Annotated in this window: 12 protein-coding genes; 3 read left to right on the top strand and 9 right to left on the bottom strand. The window is 46.5% G+C overall.

Going from position 1 to position 16,430, the window contains the following annotated elements:
• Positions 1–254: 254 nt before the first annotated feature.
• Positions 255–1,931, bottom strand: coding sequence for a mechanosensitive ion channel (locus QUB37_RS17205; protein WP_333164130.1), 1,677 nt, complete (start codon positions 1,929–1,931; stop codon positions 255–257).
• 209 nt (positions 1,932–2,140) lie between these two features.
• Positions 2,141–3,232, bottom strand: coding sequence for a transposase (locus tag QUB37_RS17210; protein ID WP_333164133.1), 1,092 nt, complete (start codon positions 3,230–3,232; stop codon positions 2,141–2,143).
• A gap of 147 nt (positions 3,233–3,379) precedes the next feature.
• Here QUB37_RS17210 and QUB37_RS17215 point away from each other — a divergent pair, with 147 nt between their 5' ends.
• Positions 3,380–3,844, top strand: a complete 465-nt coding sequence (locus tag QUB37_RS17215; protein WP_333057572.1) for an SRPBCC family protein — start codon at positions 3,380–3,382, stop codon at positions 3,842–3,844.
• Positions 3,845–4,003: 159 nt separating this feature from the next.
• Here the strand turns inward: QUB37_RS17215 and QUB37_RS17220 are convergent, their stop codons facing one another.
• The 7 genes from QUB37_RS17220 to QUB37_RS17250 all read right to left on the bottom strand — a co-directional run bounded on the left by QUB37_RS17220 (position 4,004) and on the right by QUB37_RS17250 (position 12,873).
• On the bottom strand, positions 4,004–4,690 hold the full coding sequence (locus tag QUB37_RS17220) for an alpha/beta hydrolase (protein WP_333164136.1): 687 nt from the start codon (positions 4,688–4,690) through the stop codon (positions 4,004–4,006).
• Positions 4,691–5,000: 310 nt separating this feature from the next.
• Positions 5,001–5,825 (bottom strand): transglutaminase family protein, encoded by an 825-nt coding sequence (locus QUB37_RS17225; RefSeq protein ID WP_333164139.1) that lies wholly within the window; start codon positions 5,823–5,825, stop codon positions 5,001–5,003.
• 168 nt (positions 5,826–5,993) lie between these two features.
• Positions 5,994–7,871 carry a DNA mismatch repair endonuclease MutL gene (gene mutL / locus QUB37_RS17230; protein ID WP_333164141.1) on the bottom strand — a complete coding sequence of 626 codons (1,878 nt, stop codon included), beginning with the start codon at positions 7,869–7,871 and terminating at the stop codon, positions 5,994–5,996.
• Positions 7,872–8,056: 185 nt separating this feature from the next.
• A complete protein-coding gene (locus tag QUB37_RS17235; protein WP_333164144.1) occupies positions 8,057–9,166 on the bottom strand; it encodes an ATP-binding protein in 1,110 nt (369 codons plus the stop codon).
• Between the two features lie 337 nt (positions 9,167–9,503).
• Entirely contained in the window at positions 9,504–10,739 is a 1,236-nt protein-coding gene (locus QUB37_RS17240; RefSeq protein WP_333164147.1) for a beta-ketoacyl-ACP synthase, read from the bottom strand.
• Between the two features lie 283 nt (positions 10,740–11,022).
• The gene (locus QUB37_RS17245) at positions 11,023–11,808 is read right to left on the bottom strand and encodes a peptidylprolyl isomerase (RefSeq protein WP_445300034.1); all 786 of its coding nucleotides are present in this window, start codon (positions 11,806–11,808) and stop codon (positions 11,023–11,025) included.
• Between the two features lie 498 nt (positions 11,809–12,306).
• Entirely contained in the window at positions 12,307–12,873 is a 567-nt protein-coding gene (locus QUB37_RS17250; protein ID WP_333164151.1) for a photosystem I assembly protein Ycf4, read from the bottom strand.
• Positions 12,874–13,445: 572 nt separating this feature from the next.
• Between QUB37_RS17250 and psbD the strand changes: the two genes are divergently transcribed.
• Together psbD and psbC are read left to right on the top strand one after the other, a co-directional pair.
• Positions 13,446–14,504 (top strand): photosystem II D2 protein (photosystem q(a) protein), encoded by a 1,059-nt coding sequence (psbD, locus tag QUB37_RS17255; protein ID WP_333055206.1) that lies wholly within the window; start codon positions 13,446–13,448, stop codon positions 14,502–14,504.
• A 157-nt stretch (positions 14,505–14,661) separates the two neighbouring features.
• The gene (gene psbC / locus QUB37_RS17260) at positions 14,662–16,041 is read left to right on the top strand and encodes a photosystem II reaction center protein CP43 (protein WP_333164154.1); all 1,380 of its coding nucleotides are present in this window, start codon (positions 14,662–14,664) and stop codon (positions 16,039–16,041) included.
• Positions 16,042–16,430: the final 389 nt, after the last annotated feature.

Genomic DNA, 16,430 nt, shown 5'->3' on the forward strand with positions numbered 1-16,430 from the left:
AGGTAGGTGGCTTTCTCATAATGGAAATATAGTAGAAGTCCATAAACTTTCTTTTGTAGAATAGCTATTGCTAAGACACTTAGGACATAAAATACAAGTTTTTTCCTTACAGGAGCCTAAGAAATGGCAAAAGCTTATAGCTACGACCTGCGTCAAAATGTGATTAACGCCATTCAGGCAGTCTAGCAATTCATTTATTTAATAAAAAATATAAAAAAATGGCGTTTGTACTTGACAAACGCCATTTTATAGAATTACAAACGTGGCGTCTTATCTTGTTTAAACGACGCTAACAATTCGCGAATTTGGTCGGCCGCAATCTCGCGCCCGCCCAAACCAAAAGCTAGAGCAATGCCAACTGCGATCGCCCCAAGCAGCAGCCCGAAAGCCAAATTCACAATATCGCTGCCAATGCCCATCTGTTGCAGGGCCAAGGCCGAAACAAAGGCAATAATCGCAATCCGAGCCGCTTGGCCCAAAAGCCGCGCTTGACGAGTTCCAGAACTGGCAATCAAACTAAACGCCAGATTCGCCAAATACAAGCCGATCGCAAATACCACCAAACCGGCCAGCACCCGACCCGCAACTACGACAATACCGCTAACAATCGCCGTTAGCGCTGGAATTTGCAGCACGTCGGTAGCCGCCACCACTGCAAACAGCAGGATGCCCACCTGCACCACAATGCCGACAAACTCAGAAGGCGTGCGGGTAGGAAGTTCCGGTTCCTGAAGAATCGTTGCCTCCGGATCGATCGAACTTGGCGGTAGCCTCAGCGACTGTTTCGGTGGCTGCACCCCCAACCAAGAAAAGACATTGTTAAAGCCAATTCCCGTCAGGATATTAGTAACCAAATCGCCTACCCAGCGCCCCAAAATGTAAGCAAGCGCCAGAATCAGCGCTGCCGTGAAAATTTTGGGAACCGCGCCCAAAATGTCGTTGAGCATCGCGACTGCAGGCTGCGAAATCGCTTGAATGTCCAAAGCGTTGAGAGCTGCGATCGCCGTTGGAATCAAAATCAAAACATAGACGATCGTCCCGGCAATCCACGACAGAGATTGTCCGCTAGAAGTCCGCGAAATTCCAAACCGAGCACCCAAACTGTCCGCCCCAGAAGCAGCCAACAGATTCGTGACAATCCGCCGCACCACCATAGCCAGCAGCCAGCCCACAAACCCAATCAGCACAGCTTCCAGAATTTTCGGAATTGCCGCCAGAATTTGGTTGAGCAAATTATTCACTGGCAGCAGAGCCTGCTGCATTTCCAGTGAGTCGAGAATCAGCGGCAAAAACAGCAGAAAAATGAACCAGTACAGCGCATTCGCCACAGTATCGCTCAGCAGCAAAGGGCGCTCAGTGGGCGCAGCGCCCACCTCCTGATTCAAGCGCTCGTCTACGCTCAAAGTCCGCATCACGCGCGATACGGCCATTTTGGCGACTGTCGCCAACACCCAAGCAATCCCCAACCAAATTAGCGCGCCGGCTAACTTCGGCAAGAAACCGGTAATTTGATTGAGAAAAGTATTGAGCGGTTGCGAGACAGCCGTTAGATTCAGACGGTCGAAAAAGGCAATTAGGAAAAAGATAAAAATGATCCAGAACACCGCTGTGGAAATCCATTTTTCCACTTGCGGGGTTTCAGCTCCTTCCGGGCGGCCGGTAATCCAAGCAGCCAGCCGATTGTCGATCGTAGTCTTCTTGAGCAATCCCCCGACTACAGATGATACGACGGCTGATATTATCAAGCCAACTAGCAGGATACCGACGGCCCAGAGGAGATTTTCAATGTTTGAGCCCTGAAAGAGATTGTTAATTCCGCGCTCTGCCTGTGCCAGCGGATTTGCGGGCTGGGCCTGTGCCAAAATGCGATCGGAAAAAGCCGCTATTGGGTCCGATATGGGTCTAGTTATTTCTTGCCAACTTTCATTCATTTTTTTCTCAGGTTAACGTCACATTTGACAAGGAGAAGACGAAACTTTAATAATAGTTCCAAAAAATCTAGACATCGCCTAAATTTAATGTTTGTACACTTTTAATGTACTGGGTTAACTACAAAACCCTCCATCGAATTTGGGATCAACCCATCTCCGACTGCTTTGGGGCCAATATTCAAAGAACCGTTCACATCGGCATTTATTAGTTATCCAGTTTGGATTCTGAACAATTCTCTTTTTACCCTACTGCCAATGTAGTCGGAATGTTGTTGAATTGGTTCCAAATCCAAAGCTGAACATTTAGAGGTGTAACTTTCCTTAACTAACACAACTTTAATTCCCGCAAGTTGTCCTTTGTAATGCAACATTTGCAGAAACCGGCGATGGGGAATACAGGCAAAATTTTGATTTCTAATCATACCAGTATTAATCCCATCTTGAAAATCCTGGTTCCACCCTATAACCAGCAAGCCCATTTGATAATTGACGAGTTCTTTAATAATTGCGGAACTCGTCGTGTGGAGGTAGTAATCCACTTGACAGTTACGCTTGTGCCACCATTTGGCGAGTTTTTTACTGTTTTTTTGCGCTACGGGCAGCAATGATTTCAGTGCCGATGAAACTTGATTGCAGTATTGGTTTCTTGACTTAACACCCCGTCCCTCGTAGATTGTCGGTACTAACCCAGGAATATTGTAGGTTAATGTTACCAGATTGTTTAATCCTAAATCTAGGGCAGCTACTCTCTGATTAACTTGTAAAGGCTGTTCTAACTTTTCATAGAGCACCTCGACAACATAACAACCTACTTTGGGAACAATCCGGATTTCCCGAATCGAGGTGACTTTTGAGGGCAACCAAATATTAGTCCCAGAGGGACGAGCATATCCTTTTTTTAAGGATTTTTTGCTAACAGCTTGACAATTAAATACAACTACATAGCGCCCCTCCTCTCTTTTTCGCTCTCTTGAACCTTTGTAATGAGGGATTTTCGGGGCGGCTTTAAATTTAGTTGGGTCTTCCTGATAGTTTCGCACCGCCAGATAATAGCTAGTCCATGCTTTGAGGGGTAAGCCGATCGTGCTTTGTGCTACCTTTGCGGGCAGTGCTTTGTAATCAGGACTTGTTTTGAGCGCCTGATAAACAGCCAGAGCGTTTGTTTGTTGGCTAGCGAAAAAGTTTTGACGGTAGATGTAGTTAGCGCTATTGTAAAGTTTTTTGCACAGCAAAGATAGTCTATCGGCTTCTCGATAAAACCTATGATTTGGTTTAATGATGTGCCTTTCGACTAACTCCATAATCGGTATATATACTTTAATTCAAGATGATACACTGTATTTATGAGTGTGTCAATCTTTTAATTTCTGGAAAAATTGACGTTACAAGTAAATAAAGGACTATCAAGTAAGCAAAGTTTTGTAATACCCTCCCTGTTGCAGGTTCTCATGTCAATTCGTCAAGTTTTCGAGCAATCCATTGAAATTCGCGCTGCTGCTACTCTGGTGGAGCAATGTATAGTCGATCGCACTTTAATGCACAAGTGGCTCAATCCCCTGCTACGCTGCGATCCCCAGGGCGAATGGGATACTGCCGTAGGAAGTCGCAGCTTATTTATCATAAAAATTCCCGTTTTGCAACCCTCTTTAGAGAGTGTTGTGTTGGAGCGACAACCCGGTTTAATTGTTTGGGGGTTTGACGGATTTTTCAAAGGATGCGATCGTTGGGAATGCCAGCCGCAAATCCAAGGAACTCTCTTGATTAACCGCTTTGAATTTCAAATTCCCAATCGTTTAATTAGATTTGGTTTCAATCGCTTTGCAGCCCCTTGGACAGAAAAAGATATGAAAGACCAACTCCGCAGACTCAAGCGGGTAGCAGAGCAACTATCTCAAAGAATGGGTAAGGGGTAATGGATAATGGGTAATTGGGAACTTTTACCCTCGCATAGCCGAAGAATTGGTAATGGGTCATGAGTAATTGCTAATAGCTGAAAGCTAGGGCTAATAGGAAAAAAGCACCAATTCCCAATTCCCAATTTCCCATTACCCCTTCCCTCCAACTTCAGTTATTTATTTCGCACTTCCCGATGGATTGGGCTGACAAATCATTTCTCTCGCCGAATTCACGGCTTGGTTAGCCGTATTTTGCAAAGCCGGGGAATTCTGATACAAAGCTTGCAAATCTTGCACATCTTTAATCACTCGCTCGTAAATAACCATCGCTTGATTGCCGTCAACTTCTAAGGCAGTAGGGCTGTAATTTTGCATCACTTCAATCAGCGATATTTTGCCATCTTTGGAAGCTGCGACTAAAGCATCGCGCAGTGCGGGCGCGCTTTGCAGCCGAGTTGCCGGCGCATAAGCAACCTCCCCCAATTGTTTGAAAACAATTTCCCCAAAATAAGTGCTTGCTAGCCGCGCTACTAATTGGGAATCTAAAGGCACTTCTCGCGTTAATATTTCGCGCATCGACTCGGGAGTTTGTTTCGCAAGACTAAGAACGCTTTGCAGTTGAGATGATGCTTGGCCATTTTGTGCAAAGCTTTGCAAGTCGCTCATCGGTAATGTTACGTCAACAGCACCGTATTTTACGGTAACATTATCTAATGCAAAGGCTTTGCCGCTGCTTAGGAATACTGCACTTGTTCCCAGCAAAAGCGCCAAACCCAATGATAAAGACTTTGACATTCTTTTGGTTAAATGGGCTGACAGCGGTTGCATTCCGTTGAGATAACGTTGTTGAAACTGAAAGTTCATGAGTTTGTTCCTCTTTACGTCAAAATACTTTTTAGATTGCTCGTCAGTGCGGATATCAGTGCGGATATCAGTCGGGAAAGTCGAATCGGGATGTCCGTAAATGACCTATGATTTTACAGTCAAGTCCAGCAATTTCAACCTATCAAAAGATAGGTGTTAATTTACAACTAATATGTTATGCTTAGCTTTTTGACAAATTTAGATACCTTTGCAAAAATCATAAACGCGAAATTTGGTCGTCGGGCAGCAGTTTATTGATTGTCACTTTTATGTCTTATAGTGTGCTGTGCGACATCTAGCGAATTTAACTTCAAAGATCCCGATCGAGCCGATCGACCAATTGGCGAATTCTAGCAGCATCAGGAGCATTCGGAGCATTTCTCAGGTATAGTTCCAAATCGTGGCGCGCTTCTACCAAGCGTCCCAATTGATAATAGAGAATTCCGCGATCGCGCCGTTCCCCCAGCGCATCGGGAAACAGCAGCAAAATCCGTTCGATCGCCAAGAGTACCCTCACAGCATCTCCCTGTTGCAAGTAAATCGCCTTCAGATTTCCCAGCATTCGCCCCAACAAATGTCGGCGACTTACCGGGCCGAGAAAAATCGGCTGCAACTCCATAGGTTGACCATAAATTTGAGAAAGTCGGGCTTGACAATCTTCAGGAAACAAGATTTCGCCGCCGTTAAACGCATCAACAAAAATACCAGCATCTTCAAAATCCGGTCTAATTAAAAAATGTCCCGGCATCCCAATTCCCACCATCGGAAAATCAATCCGCTTAGCAACCTCCAAATAAACCAAAGATAAAGAGATCGGAATACCAGTACGCCGATCGATCACTTCATTCAAAAAGCTATTGCGGGGGTCATAATAATCAGCATCATTGCCCGCAAACTGCAACTCCCCGTATAAATAGCCGTTAATAGTTTGAATAATCCGCAGCGGATAATTCTGTGCCGGCAGGCGATCGCGCACTTCATCTGCGATCGTGTCGAGAGCGTTGAGATACTCCTCTGGCTCTAAATTTGGGTATTCTTCCAAAGCCATATAAAGGGCAGCTTTCCCCAGGTCGATCGAGCCATCAGGCTGATTTATTTCTCGATAAAAGAGTTGTCGGGCGATCGGAAAATCCATATTTATGATTTATTTGATTTTAATTGACATTTTATACGAATATCCAGTTGCCCAAAAAAATATTAAAAACATCTCTCTTCTCTTCCTCTCTGCGTTCTCTGCGCCCTCTGCGGTTTAAAAAAAACAGTCTTGTATGTAACGCGCACCTTACAGCTTAACTTTTAACCTTCAAATCCCGTGACTTTTACCAATCACCCAACTGCGGCGAAAAATCCGAGCCAGAGTCGATTCTTCCAAAGCAAAATAGATAGGGCGGCCGTGAGGACAAGTGCGCGGATTGCGAGTTTGCTGCCATTCATCCAACAAATTTTGCATTTGGGAAAGACTCAAAGGAGTACCGTTTCGCATAGCGCTACGGCAAGCAGTCGCAACTTGAGCCGCTTGTAAATCTGCGACTTTACTGAGTTCAAAAAGCGCATCCGCACAGTCATCTCGATCGGCTAACAATTCAGGAACTTCGCGGGCAGCCCATAGCTGTTCGCCAAAACTTTCTACTTCCAAACCCAATCGGGATAAATTCTCTATTTGCAGCGCCGATAATTGACTGAGAATTACTGGTTTCTCTAGACATTTTAGCTGCCAAGCCGCGCACAATTGCTCGTACAAAACGCGCTCGTGAGCGATGTGCTGTTCTATCAACCAAATTCCGCTGGAATGTTCGGCAACAATGTAAGTATTGTGAACTTGAGCGATCGCCCTCAATTCCATCAATGCTATTTTATTACCTTTTGCCTCTTCGCCGCCGTCCTCATTCTGCCTAGCCGAAACCCCAACACTGTAAGCACTTTTTTGTTCCGATGCCTTCAGCAATTTTCCCACTCGATCGGGAATTGGGGCAGGTGGCAAAACTTCATCGTTCAAATGCAAAGCACGAGCAATTGCCGCGCTCACTTGTGCTTGCCAAAAACTCGGATCGTGCAGATAAATTTCAACCTTAGCCGGGTGGCGGTTCCAGTCGATTTCCGAAGGGGAGATTTGCAGGTGGACAAAACACACGGGATAGCGATCACGCGGACAAGTGCGGGCAAAGGCGCTGAGAATAGTTTGCTCTAATTCGGGCGATCGCACAACTCGCCGATTTACCCCAACTTTCACCCAATCGGGCCGCCTGCGGTGACAGCGATCTGGCAAACCAATTACTAATTCTAACAACTGGGAAGTGGGCATTTGGAATTTGGAAGTAGCAACGGGGAATTGGTAATTAGATTTAACTGTAGCGCCAACAAGTTGAGTTTCTACCAATAAATTTGCTGCTTTTAGATTTTGAGGACTCGCAGGCAAATCTAACTTTAAATACTGCAAATCACTCGCACGCACGCCGCGCACAAATTGAGGTAAAATGTGTTCCGCTGTGCTACCAGGAGTTACGTGTAAACAAGGCGTATTTCCTTGACGCAACTGCCAATTAACGTGCGGGTGACAAATAGCAATTTGCTGAAGGGTTAATTGGATCGATCGCATTTGCTGTGTCGGTGACAAAAAACTGCGGCGCACAGGCCAATTGCCAAACAAATTATCAACAGTCACCACCGTACCCGGAGCGATCGCGGCTGTTTCCACCTCCACAGCAACGCCCGCGCTATTGTAAACCACCCGCCAGCCCGATCGAGCATTTCCACATCCCCCCTTGTTAAAGGAAGATTTGGCGGGGGTTTGCGCCGACTCTGGATTTTCCGAAAAATCCCCCAATCCCAAATCATTCGATCGGCTCAAAACCTCCAAACAGCCCAACTGAGCTAAACTGTGCAAAGCTTCCCCACGAAATCCCAAAGTATCAATTTTGTAAAGGTCAGCTTCAGTGGTAATTTTGCTCGTACTGTGAGGCGAAGCCGCCTGCCGCAAATTTTCCAGATCCATTCCCGTACCATTATCTGCAACTTGCACCCGCCACTGTTCCGGCCAGACAGAAACAACAATGCGAGTTGCGCCAGCATCCAGAGAATTTTCAACTAATTCTCTTACCGCTGCGGCGATCGAGTCAATCACTTCGCCGGCGGCAATTAAATTGATAACTTCTGTGGGTAAGGTTTGAATAGTAACTGGCATCAGATTTTTAGCGCTTCATTAATTTAATTCTACTTGATTATGCAAACCGCTACACAGTATTAGGACTTACGCTCTTCAACCCGGTTTCTTAGAAAAATATTGTTTTATAACAAGATATCTACTCATCAACCAAGTCTCTTCTGACGCTTAGTGAGAAAGTCCTAAGTATATATCTTCCTACCTACTTAATTTTGATCTGCTAAAGCCATGCTTCTCGGCAAACAGATGTAAAAAGTTGTGCCTTTTCCGTCCTCTGACTCATAAGTAATTTTCCCTTTGTGAGCCTCAACGATGGACTTAACAATTGCCGTTCCCAACCCAGTACCAGTCCGCTTGCCATAAGTCACAAACGGTTCAAATAACTTTTCCTTAATTGTCGGTGGAATGCCGGGGCCGTTATCGTAAATGCTAATTTCTGCCCACTCGTCACTTTGTGTCACCGCAATCTCCACCCGACCCCCTCTTCCGCCAAAAGCCTCAACAGCATTCCCAACTAAATTTTGTAAAACGCGCAAAATCTTATTTTCATCCGCTTCCACTATTACTTCTGTCACCCGTACTACTAAATCTACTTTGGCTGCTTCAAAATAAACTCTGTTCAACTTTTCAAACTGCTGCAATGTCTGAATTAGATTAATTGGTTTTTTATGTAATACAGAATTACCGCGCGAAAATTCTAATACTTCTTCAGCCATCCCCAACATTCTATGAACCTGCAATTGAATAAGTTCACACCACTCCTGAGTTTCCTCATCTGGGTGCATTTCTTTGAGCATTTCACTGGAGAGTTTAATTCCAGTAAAAGGACTTTTGAAATCGTGAATAATTGTACTCACCATTTCTCCTACCAATACCATTTTTTGTTTGTGTACCAACTGGCTAACATATTGATCCGTGGTATCCCGTAAATTTTTAGTAATGAAACCAAACATTTGCAGTACCGAACTGCCTTTAGCAAACTGGAGAGTTGTTATTAGTTCTTCACGGGCTATTTTTGCCAAAGTCGAGCCTGCAACTGCCACAGCTCTAGCACTGCGTGGCTCTCCGTCTAAAACTCCGAGTTCGCCAAAATAATCGTCTGGCTTAGCCACAGCAACAGTTTGATATTTATTGTTTTCAATTCGCTTACTAAACTGGACTTTACCTTCTAAAACTAGATAGAAAAAATCCGCTTTTTCTCCTTCTTCAAAAACCAGCGTTTCCTCAGCAAAACTCTCCAAAACAGCTATTTGGCAAAGGTGAGCAGCTTGCTCTGGTTCAAAATAAGACATAAATCGATGAGATGCCAGATCCATGTTAAAATACCTGAGACTTAATTTAAACCGTTTCTTTCTTCTATTTTCGCCGATCGGAATCGGTGCGTTAATCAAATACAATACTGCTTTAATCTGCCTCTATTTTCTGACCTCCGAGGCTTTGACGCAAGGATTAGCGCCGGGATGTAGAGTCAGACTAGGACAGCAGCAGCAGTAATCTCACCAAAATTCTCAGTTAATTGACTAAAATACATAAATATTGTACTGTTTTTGAGATTTAAATTCGATCTGCGGGCGGGTCTTCTGGCTACATCAGAAGATTTTAACTGTAGAGATATCGTGTAATTTAAATGTCGATCGACCGAGTTTACAAAAATTAACGCTCGCCCGATAAAACGATCGCAGCATTCTGCCCGCCAAAGCCAAAGCTTAAACAAACCGCATTTCTGACAATAGCCGATCGCGCACAGCGAACAAAATCTAATTCAAACCCTGGTTTTTTAATTCCCACGCAAGGCGGTAACATCTGATATTTAATGCTCATCAAACAAAAAGCCACGCCCAAAGCTCCCGAAGCTCCCAAAGTATGACCCGTCGCCCCCTTGGTCGAACTAACAGCAACTCCTGGGTGAAATAACTTCTCAATTAACAATGCTTCGTGTCGGTCATTTAACTCAGTTGCAGTACCGTGAGCATGAATAAAATCTATATCAATCGCCGCTAAATGGCTGCGTTTCAAACATTGATTTACCGCCGTGATCGCACTTTCCCCCCCCAGATCCGGGGAATTAGCATGGCAAGCATCATTTGTCAAGCCAAAACCGGAAACTCGACCGTAAATTTTAGCACCACGACGCCTTGCCAACTCGGCCGACTCTAATACAAATAAAGCCCCGCCTTCACCGAGCACAAAGCCTTCCCGATTTTCATCAAAGGGATAGCAGCCTGTGTTTGCCAAAGCACCCATCCGGCTAAATCCAGCCAGAGTCAGCGGTGTGATAGGCGCTTCCACAGCACCTGCGATCGCCCGCTGACACTCACCAGTGCGGATTAAATCAACAGCGCGGGCGATCGACTGTAGGCCCGTCGCACAAGCAGCCATCGGTGCCAGTACCGGCCCCGTCGAACCAATTGCCCTCGCCGCTGCGATCGCCCCCATGTGAGGCAAAAAATTCACAAATTGAGAATCGGTAATTTGGAATTGGGAATTGGGCATTGGGAATTGGGAATTGGGCATTGGGCATTGCGAATCGGTAATTGAGAATTCTCTTTCCTCTTCCTTCTTCCTTCTTCCTTCTTCCTTCTTCCCTCTTCCTTCCCTCGCCAACAGTTCCAAATTTGCCTGGAAACCTCGGCTAGAACCGATCGCAATCCCACACTCAAGCAAAGGCAAAGTCAAATTAGCATCTTGCAAAGCATCTGCTAAAACCTGCCGAATTAAACTTATTAAATCGACAGGTTTTGTGCCAATTAAAGCCAAAGGTCGTCGTTCAAGTTCTATAAAAGGTTGATGTTGCCGAATTCCTGATTCCCCAGACAACAATCTTTTCCAGCTACAATCCAGAGTGCCTAAAGCAGAAACCAGGCCAATTCCCGTAACAACAACATCCACATCTGCCCTCAGCTTCCCAAATTTTTAGTCATTAGCCATTAGTCATTAGTCATTAATCATTAGTTATTGATGATTGGAACTAATTATTAACTACTAACCAACGACCAACGACTGATATCGTTTCCGGTTGCATCGGAATAATAAAATCGAATCAACAGTCAACACTCAACAACCATTGAGTTTTTCGACCCCGAGTCAACAGTCAACCGTCAACAGCCAACCGTCAACAATTATCTCCATTGTGCAACCGGAATTGATATGACGAGTGACGACTGACTATTGACTACTGAACAGGCTTAAAATTTTCCAAACCCTGAGTAACAGTAGCCTTATCAATGCGATCGCCCGCTTCAATCTTATCAACAACATCCATCCCTTGCTTCACGTACCCAAAAACCGCATAACTACCGTCCAAAAACGGTACATCGGTCAAAGTAATGTAAAACTGAGAAGAAGCCGAATCAGGACTCTGCGATCGAGCCATAGCCACAGCCCCGCGACTGTGCATCAACACGGGTTTCTCCTTAACCCCAGCTTCTTCTAACGTCGCGCTGTAAGTCGGATTGGCAGCACCTTTAGCTTTAATTTCCAGAGGAATCCTGCGTTCAGCAGAAGTTTTCGGGTCAATAAAACCGCCAGTTCCCAGTCGCGCTGTAGGGAATTTAGGGTCTTTACCCTGGGGGTCGCCGCCTTGAACTACAAAAGGCTGAGGTTCCCGCACGACTCGGTGAAATACCAGCCCGTCGTAGACTCCTTTCTGAACCAAATCGACAAAATTGCCCGCAGTAATTGGCGCATTTGTGCCGTCGAGTTCGATCGTAATTGGAGAACCTTTAACCGTCATCACCACCGTTGCTTTTCCTTCCAAGCGTGGCAAATTGCTAAATTGCGAACTCGTCGCTACAGCAGCAGGAGAAGGAGACGGAGACAAAGAAATATTTTCACCCGACGCCGGATTCGATGTCGGAGTCGAGTTTGCCATAGGGGAATTACTGCATCCTCCGACAAATAACGCACCAATTATTAAAAGTGAGAACAACCACCGCTGAATTTTGATTTGCATTTGCATTTGTATTTTCACTTTGAGTCAATTACGGACTTTGCAACTAAAGATTTTAATTCAATAGTCCGGACTGTTTTTAGTTCGTAGTCTAAAACCAGCGATTTTCCTTTGATAGCGAACTGGCCTTGGAGCCTTGAAACCCTTATTCTACGGTTTGCAATCAAAAACTTTCGCAAGTATCAATAGTCCGGACAGTTTTTATATGGCCCAATGGCTTATTCTGTAGGAATTTGAGCCACTGTGGATAATTAAATCAATGTCCGATCCACCCCTGACGGGGCATTTAATTCGACTTTATTATGATCCTTGCCCCGCGTAAGCTTGTAGTCGGGTTCCAAAAACTGTCCGGACTATTGAAGTATGGTTAATTGATAGATTCAAAAATTGGTAACGGGCTTACTCGCAGATCGATCTTTTTCACTTACCAGGTAGGTAAGGTGCGCGGCCCGGCGCACCCTACGAGACATTACCAATCTCAGATATCAAATCGCAAATCGAAAATCCCTAAAGTCCTTCTAGGGGAACTTGCAAAAATCGAGCCAATTCGGCCGCTTGATTTTCCACTTCAGACAAAGCAATCGGCTGTCCGACTCTAGTCAGGGGAAACTGACGGCGGTCTTTGAGCTTAAGATAAATACTGCGGCGGGGATTGAGACCTTCTTTAATGTCCACCCGCACAGATTGCACGTCCGATGTCTTGCAATTAAAATCAACTTTGCGGTTTTTGCCGGGAAATCCCCAGCGAAAGATCCGAATGTTACCAGTTTGTCGATCGAACTCGTTGTAACCGCCACCGACATCAAGGAGAATAGTCAGCCACAGGTAGAGCGCCAAAAGCACGCCACAGACACCGTAGAAACCCATCGCAATGCCTTGGGGGATGAAAACAAGCTGAGTCGGGTCAGCAAAAGGCAGCAGGTTAACGTGCAAGTAGCTGGAAATGCCCGACAGCAGGAAACCAGTCCCTCCAATGCTGACCACCGTCGCCCACCAGTAATTGCTGAAGCGGCGGGAGCCCAAAACCGGGTAGCGCAGGACAGGATCGATCGAGGTCATTGTTTTTGCAGTCATAAAATTAAACAGCCTTAAAGCCAAATCTTAATTCAATTAGCCCACCGAGCGTCACGCTTCGCTGACGAGATCGCGATCGACCGATCGGCATTGTGTATCAACTCCTGCTAATTATGTTGAAAAATTCTGAACTTCTAATATATACTTATGTTAAGTTTAATTAGAAACCTTAGTTTTTTAACAAGCAAAAGGATTTTACCGCAGTCAGGAACTAAGGGCTAAGGCCACTGAGCTTGTAAGAAATTGCAAGCTGTTCTGACCAGACCCCTCGCAAGAGGAGACGTTATTTAGGTCACGACACCGGCGAATGCGACGCCAGTTTTCCGCTCTGTCACCTGCGATTCAACAGTTTTAAAGTCACTGAAACAGTGTCGCAGGTCTAACAAGCCTTTATAACCAGGTCGAGGCGAACATTACCCCACAAGGGAGACTGAGGCAACCATACCTCATCGAAGGGGCAACCATACCCCTCCAACCCCGAAAGGGGAAAGATTCAAGGCGATTGAAATCGCCGCGTTGTTTTCCTCTCAGGTCAGAAGACACGCTCGTTTCCCACTTACCCAGTTTTTTTTATGACAATCGCAGTCGGACGCGCCCAGACCGAAAGAGGCATATTTGATGTACTCGACGACTGGCTCAAACGCGATCGCTTCGTCTTCGTAGGCTGGTCTGGCATCCTGCTATTCCCCTGCGCCTACCTAGCCATCGGTGGCTGGTTAACAGGCACCACCTTCGTCACATCCTGGTACACCCACGGTTTGGCAAGCTCCTACCTAGAAGGAGCCAACTTCCTCACCGTAGCAGTCTCCACCCCAGCCAACAGCCTCGGACACTCCCTGCTGTTCCTGTGGGGCCCCGAAGCACAGTGGGACTTCACCCGCTGGTTCCAACTCGGTGGGCTGTGGACATTCGTAGCCCTCCACGGCGCCTTCGCACTGATCGGCTTTTGCCTGCGTCAGATTGAAATCGCCCGTTTGGTAGGCATCCGTCCCTACAACGCCCTAGCATTCACCGGCCCCATCGCCGTGTTTGTGTCGGTGTTCCTGCTTTACCCCTTGGGTCAATCAGGCTGGTTCTTCGCCCCCAGTTTCGGCGTCGCAGCAATTTTCCGCTTCCTGTTATTCCTGCAAGGCTTCCACAACTGGACGCTCAACCCGTTCCACATGATGGGCGTTGCAGGCATCTTGGGCGGTGCGCTGTTGTGCGCCATCCACGGTGCAACCGTAGAAAACACCTTGTTTGAAGATGGCGAAGGCTCAAACACCTTCCGCGCCTTCAACCCAACTCAGTCTGAAGAAACCTACTCGATGGTTACAGCTAACCGTTTTTGGTCGCAAATCTTCGGAATTGCCTTCTCCAACAAACGCTGGTTGCACTTCTTCATGCTGTTCGTACCTGTCACAGGCTTGTGGATGAGCTCCATTGGCATCGTCGGTTTAGCATTAAACCTGCGCGCCTATGACTTCGTATCACAAGAATTACGCGCTGCTGAAGATCCTGAGTTTGAAACGTTCTACACTAAGAACATTCTGCTTAACGAAGGCATTCGTGCTTGGATGGCTCCGACAGACCAACCCCACGAAAACTTCATCTTCCCTGAAGAAGTTCTGCCTCGCGGTAACGCACTTTAAAAAAATCAGGATTTGGATTTCAGATTAATTTAAATTTTTTAAATTGAACTTGAAATCCAAATCCCAATTCCCCGGCGCAGGTGCGGTACTCCCGTGCCCTACTAGGGAACAAAAAAACCCAAAATCCAAAATCTAAAATCGTTGGAGGTTCTACCGGGTGGTAACGCTCTCTAATTCCTACGCAAGCGGTCGCGACCAAGAATCCTCCGGGTTCGCTTGGTGGTCTGGCAACGCTCGTTTAATCAATCTCTCCGGCAAACTGCTGGGCGCACACGTCGCTCACGCTGGCTTGATCGTGTTCTGGGCCGGTGCAATGACTTTGTTTGAAGTCGCTCACTTTATCCCAGAAAAGCCCATGTACGAACAGGGCTTAATTTTGATGCCCCACGTCGCTACTTTGGGTTGGGGCGTAGGCCCCGGCGGTGAAGTCACTGATATCTTCCCGTTCTTCGTAGTCGGCGTTCTTCACTTGATTTCATCTGCTGTTCTCGGTTTGGGCGGCATTTATCACGCCGTTCGCGGCCCAGAAGTTCTCGAAGAATATTCTTCATTCTTCGGCTACGACTGGAAAGACAAGAACCAGATGACCAATATCATCGGCTACCACCTGATTCTGTTGGGATGCGGCGCTCTGCTGCTGGTAGCTAAGGCCATGTTCTTCGGCGGTGTCTATGACACTTGGGCTCCGGGCGGCGGCGACGTGCGTATTATCACGAACCCCACTCTGAATCCGGCTGTGATTTTTGGCTACTTGGTGCGCTCTCCTTTTGGTGGCGAAGGCTGGATTGTCAGCGTCAACAACATGGAAGACATCATCGGCGGTCACATCTGGCTCGGCCTGATTTGTATCGCTGGCGGTGTTTGGCACATTTTGACCAAGCCTTTCGGCTGGGCTCGCCGCGCCTTAATCTGGTCTGGCGAAGCTTACCTGTCTTACAGCTTGGGCGCTTTGTCCCTGATGGGCTTCATCGCTTGCTGCTTTGTCTGGTTCAACAACACTGCTTACCCCAGCGAATTCTACGGCCCGACGGGCCCGGAAGCTTCTCAAGCGCAAGCTTTGACCTTCCTGATCCGCGACCAACGCTTGGGTGCTAACGTCGGTTCTGCACAAGGCCCCACCGGTCTGGGTAAATACCTGATGCGCTCTCCTACTGGCGAAATCATTTTCGGCGGTGAAACGATGCGTTTCTGGGATTTCCAAGGCCCTTGGTTGGAACCCTTGCGCGGTACTAACGGTTTGGACTTGAACAAAATCAAGAATGACATTCAGCCTTGGCAAGCTCGCCGCGCGGCTGAGTACATGACTCACGCTCCTTTGGGTTCTTTGAACTCTGTGGGCGGTGTGGCGACTGAAGTTAACTCGTTTAACTTCACTTCTCCTCGTTCTTGGCTGTCCTGTTTCCACTTTGTGATGGGTTTCTTCTTCTTGGTCGGCCACTTGTGGCACGCTGGTCGCGCTCGCGCGGCTGTCGCTGGCTTTGAGAAGGGTATCGATCGCGAAAATGAACCAGTGCTGGCTATGCCAGACTTAGACTAATCGATCGAATTTATTTCTGATTTGATTGTCTAGTTGAAAAAGGCTCCTGCTTAACTGCAGGAGCTTTTTTTGACCTAATAATATCTGAAAAAGCTACGGATTGTCGATCGACTGTTCTCCAAGCCCATTAGCAGCAGATCCAATCCTAGAAGTATAAACCCGGTTTCTGAGTTAAACTTTTGAATTCCATGCTGTTTCTTTCCGTAAGCTCGTTCCTGAGCCAGCTTTTGCATCCAGGACTGAAATATTTCGGTGCGATCTTCATCGGTGGCGGTGAATGACTCTGCAAGTCTTGAAACTTGACAAGTTTAATCCGTTGGGGTAAAGAGCTTGCAAGGCAGGGTCTACAAAGTTTATATTTAAAGTACAAAAGTTTTAATCCCATACAA

The sequence above is a fragment of the Microcoleus sp. AT3-A2 genome (genome assembly GCF_036705685.1).
Lineage (GTDB): Bacteria > Cyanobacteriota > Cyanobacteriia > Cyanobacteriales > Microcoleaceae > Microcoleus.

Bases quoted from the DNA above. Each gene is read 5' to 3' on its own strand.
- QUB37_RS17205 (WP_333164130.1), bottom strand. From the start codon at position 1,931: ATGAATGAAAGTTGGCAAGAAATAACTAGACCCATATCGGACCCAATA.
- QUB37_RS17210 (WP_333164133.1), bottom strand. From the start codon at position 3,232: ATGGAGTTAGTCGAAAGGCACATCATTAAACCAAATCATAGGTTTTAT.
- QUB37_RS17215 (WP_333057572.1), top strand. From the start codon at position 3,380: ATGTCAATTCGTCAAGTTTTCGAGCAATCCATTGAAATTCGCGCTGCT.
- QUB37_RS17220 (WP_333164136.1), bottom strand. From the start codon at position 4,690: ATGAACTTTCAGTTTCAACAACGTTATCTCAACGGAATGCAACCGCTG.
- QUB37_RS17225 (WP_333164139.1), bottom strand. From the start codon at position 5,825: ATGGATTTTCCGATCGCCCGACAACTCTTTTATCGAGAAATAAATCAG.
- mutL (WP_333164141.1), bottom strand. From the start codon at position 7,871: ATGCCAGTTACTATTCAAACCTTACCCACAGAAGTTATCAATTTAATT.
- QUB37_RS17235 (WP_333164144.1), bottom strand. From the start codon at position 9,166: ATGGATCTGGCATCTCATCGATTTATGTCTTATTTTGAACCAGAGCAA.
- QUB37_RS17245 (WP_445300034.1), bottom strand. From the start codon at position 11,808: ATGCAAATGCAAATCAAAATTCAGCGGTGGTTGTTCTCACTTTTAATA.
- QUB37_RS17250 (WP_333164151.1), bottom strand. From the start codon at position 12,873: ATGACTGCAAAAACAATGACCTCGATCGATCCTGTCCTGCGCTACCCG.
- psbD (WP_333055206.1), top strand. From the start codon at position 13,446: ATGACAATCGCAGTCGGACGCGCCCAGACCGAAAGAGGCATATTTGAT.